This is a genomic window from Nostoc sp. WHI (assembly GCF_015714725.1).
In the GTDB taxonomy this organism is placed as follows: Bacteria; Cyanobacteriota; Cyanobacteriia; order Cyanobacteriales; family Nostocaceae; genus Nostoc.
On record NZ_WBKM01000129.1, the window covers coordinates 1 to 3,101 of the forward strand.

General features: G+C 44.1%; 4 protein-coding genes. All 4 read right to left on the bottom strand.

The genetic code is table 11. From position 1 onward, the window contains the following. Positions 1 to 32: 32 nt before the first annotated feature. On the bottom strand, positions 33 to 302 hold the full coding sequence (locus F8S12_RS12920; protein WP_196514596.1) for a hypothetical protein: 270 nt from the start codon (positions 300 to 302) through the stop codon (positions 33 to 35). A 71-nt stretch (positions 303 to 373) separates the two neighbouring features. Continuing rightward, positions 374 to 919, bottom strand: coding sequence for a WGR domain-containing protein (locus F8S12_RS12925; protein WP_196516675.1), 546 nt, complete (start codon positions 917 to 919; stop codon positions 374 to 376). A 13-nt stretch (positions 920 to 932) separates the two neighbouring features. Continuing rightward, positions 933 to 1,280, bottom strand: coding sequence for a hypothetical protein (locus tag F8S12_RS12930; protein ID WP_196516676.1), 348 nt, complete (start codon positions 1,278 to 1,280; stop codon positions 933 to 935). A 94-nt stretch (positions 1,281 to 1,374) separates the two neighbouring features. Continuing rightward, positions 1,375 to 2,997 (bottom strand): AAA family ATPase, encoded by a 1,623-nt coding sequence (locus F8S12_RS12935; protein WP_196516677.1) that lies wholly within the window; start codon positions 2,995 to 2,997, stop codon positions 1,375 to 1,377. Between the last annotated feature and the right edge of the window lie 104 nt (positions 2,998 to 3,101).

Sequence of the window (3,101 nt, forward strand, 5' to 3'; positions counted from 1 at the left end):
TATTTTTGAATTTAAAAGGTGAATTTCAGTTATTAGAATTTATCCAGTTCGTCAAATTGATTTGTTGCAGAGTGCTTGTACGCTTTGGCTTTATTCATTTGATGAGTAGAAGCTTTAATTACTGGAATTGCAGCTTCCTTAACTGAATCCTTTGCTTGTTGAAATAGAAATTGTGTCGCCCCTTGTGCATCTTCTTCTTTTGGGTCAATTTGTCCCCATAGTGAGCAACTTAACTCTAAAGATTCGTAGTCGCCTAAATTGAACTTACGTGTGTAAGTGACAGCAATAGTCTTGATTTCCATAATTTAACCAAACAATATTTCAAAATGAAGTGTAGCTTTTTAGGATCTCTTACAAAGTGACATTTCTAAAATTACAAATGCCGCCAGAAACTCTTGCTGATAGCCTTAAGACTGACAGTTTTTGGTTCAGATTTCGGCGATTCTTTGGTCTGAACAGCTATAGGTTCATTCACCAGCAAAGAATTGAGTAGTTCTTGTTGATAGTCAACATTTACAACTGTTTGGTACACCCTGTAAGGATCAATCTGCATTCCCAATGGTGTTGGGACAATTTTCAAATACTCGTTAAGGGCAAGTATGTAGCTATCACCAAAGTTCCTGTTTGCAACAGCCGGACGTATAGCGTTTAGTAATTGTATCGCTCGTCTGATATCTGAAATACTGCGATTGCCATCCATTATTGGCTGAGTTTCGCTGTAGCCTTTCATCTTCTTCTCGGCTACCAGATTATGAAATTTAGCAACCGCTCTTTGATGATTGGCTAATGAGTGGACTTTCGTTTGTGCCTGATAACCAACTCTGCCCCACTGTACTGTTAAGTTACCGTCTTCGACAATGGCCGCCCAGAACTTATTGCTGTTCTGAATTGCGTCAACAAAGACTAAATAAATTTCCATGTTTCTTACCCTGTCAATTCACGACTTGACGGGCATTACCCCATCGAATTTGATGCTGTAAAGCTTCAAGTATTGTTTCCGCTTCGTCTATTGTTAGTCCATTTAAAACAGAGCAGATATCGTATAAATCTTGGGGAATAGAATCAGGAATTACTAGCTCACACAAAGCATCTTCAAGGGCTGTAGATACTGGATACTCAGTTGGAGTGTACTCTTGTTGCATAACAATGTATGTAGACAGAGTTACTCGCAATAACAGTTTTGTTTCTCTGTCTAACTTCTCTAAATACACACCATATTTATCAACCAGTTGATCAATGGTTGGAGTCTGCCCGTAATAAGTAACTAAGTCTGTTCTCATCTTTCTTCGCCTTATTAACTATTAAAAGGTTGTTATCAATTATTAAAGGAAAGAGCGATCGCCCCCATAGAATCAGGAGACAATCGCTTTCTCATCAGTTCATGTTGCGAAACTTGGCAGTACGCAAAGACGCTTGTTTTGCCCCGATGACAGGACTAGAGGCAGCCCTGGCAGTCTTAGACCAAGCTTGCATTCGCTCCACTGCCGCCGCATCAGTCACGGCAAGCGGGGTAATGGAATGGCTGCAATTCTCTAAATCTCCCAGCGTCACCTGCTGCGGTCGCCCTTCGTCAAACGCCAGTAGTGCCGCTTCTGCTGCTAGGGTTTCCAGTTCGGCTCCTGAAAACTTCGCGGTGTTTGCAGCGATCGCCTCCAAATACTCGGACTCTACTACAATGCCAAAACGCTCCAGGTGAATCTTGAGGATTTGGCAGCGTTCTGGCTCGGTTGGTAGATCAACGAAAAAATTTTCATCAAATCTTCCTTTTCGTTTCAATTCGCTGGGCAGTGCTGACGGGTCGTTGCAGGTTGCCACAACGAACACCCCCGCCGTACACTCGGACATGAACGTGAGCAGATTCCCCAGAATGCGCTGGGAAACTCCTGAAGTATCACCAGTGCCCGAAAGTGCTTTTTCTATTTCATCAACCCACAAGACACAGGGTGCGATCGCTTCTGCCGTTTTCAAAGCACGTCTAACATTTCCTTCAGATTCACCAACCAGAGAACCAAGGAGAGACGCAATATCTAGTTGCAGTAGTGGTAGGTTGAGAATAGTAGCAATGTTTTTAGCAAGTAAACTTTTACCAACTCCGGGCGGTCCCGCCAGCAGCACACCTTTAGGTTGTGGTAGATGCAGCAATCGCGCCTCTTGGGTGAACAGTCGCCGCCGACGAGTCAGCCATTCGCGCAGTAAATCGAGTCCACCGAATGGGATAGTCGCTGGTTTGCCCAACTCAATGCCCATTTGAGCAAGAAGTCGGGTTTTGTACTCGACTATTAGAGGCGTAACGCTGGCATCAATCAAAATACCAGTGCTGCTCAGACGCTCTTTGACAGTTAGCCGCAAAAAATCGCTGACTTCCTCTAACGTCAGTCCCAGCGCTGCCCGTGCAAAGGTTTCTTTGTCTTCGTAACTCAGGGACACCCGAAATGTGACATCCTGAACAGTCGCCGATTCTTCAAGAAAAACTAGATACGACTCGAAGTGGTCTTGAATTTGGCCAATTTTCGGTAGTGGCACTTCACAGTAGGGTATGAGCCTTACCAAAGAATCGTGTAGTTCGATGTTTTGACCCAGCAGCACGATCCGTTTTTCTGTAGGTTTGAGTCGGTGGTAAAGGTTTTTCACTCTGGTCAAGATTTCCCAACTCATCTGTGGGGAATTCTTGCCAACAAAGGGGTGTATGTCTCCCAGAATAAACACGCCAGCACCATCAAAGTTATTGATGTAGTCGAAAACGAAGAGTATTGGATCTGCATGAGGCGGTTTTTTGTATTCTGATACTGGCTTAAACACCAGCCCACCATCTTCAGCAATCAGGCATTGCTCCAGGCTGGATACTCCCAAATTCCAGAAGAATACCGGACTGTTGAGTTTTTCTTTAGCAACGGTAGTCAACCACTGAATGATAGTTGCCTCATCGGGTGACAGCACATCAACCGCAGCGATGGGGATTTGTGAATCAAGCGTGGAGAGCAGATTTGAGAGTTTCATTGTTTTTGATAAGGTAGTGGAGCTAGTTCATCGTGAGTATTAACAAGTCTCACGACTACTTCATAAACTTCGGCATCGCCGTCAAAAACCTCAGCTATACCATT

Coding starts and splice junctions, on each gene's coding strand:
- F8S12_RS12920 (WP_196514596.1), bottom strand. CDS start 302: ATGGAAATCAAGACTATTGCTGTCACTTACACACGTAAGTTCAATTTA.
- F8S12_RS12925 (WP_196516675.1), bottom strand. CDS start 919: ATGGAAATTTATTTAGTCTTTGTTGACGCAATTCAGAACAGCAATAAG.
- F8S12_RS12935 (WP_196516677.1), bottom strand. CDS start 2,997: ATGAAACTCTCAAATCTGCTCTCCACGCTTGATTCACAAATCCCCATC.
- F8S12_RS12930 (WP_196516676.1), bottom strand. CDS start 1,280: ATGAGAACAGACTTAGTTACTTATTACGGGCAGACTCCAACCATTGAT.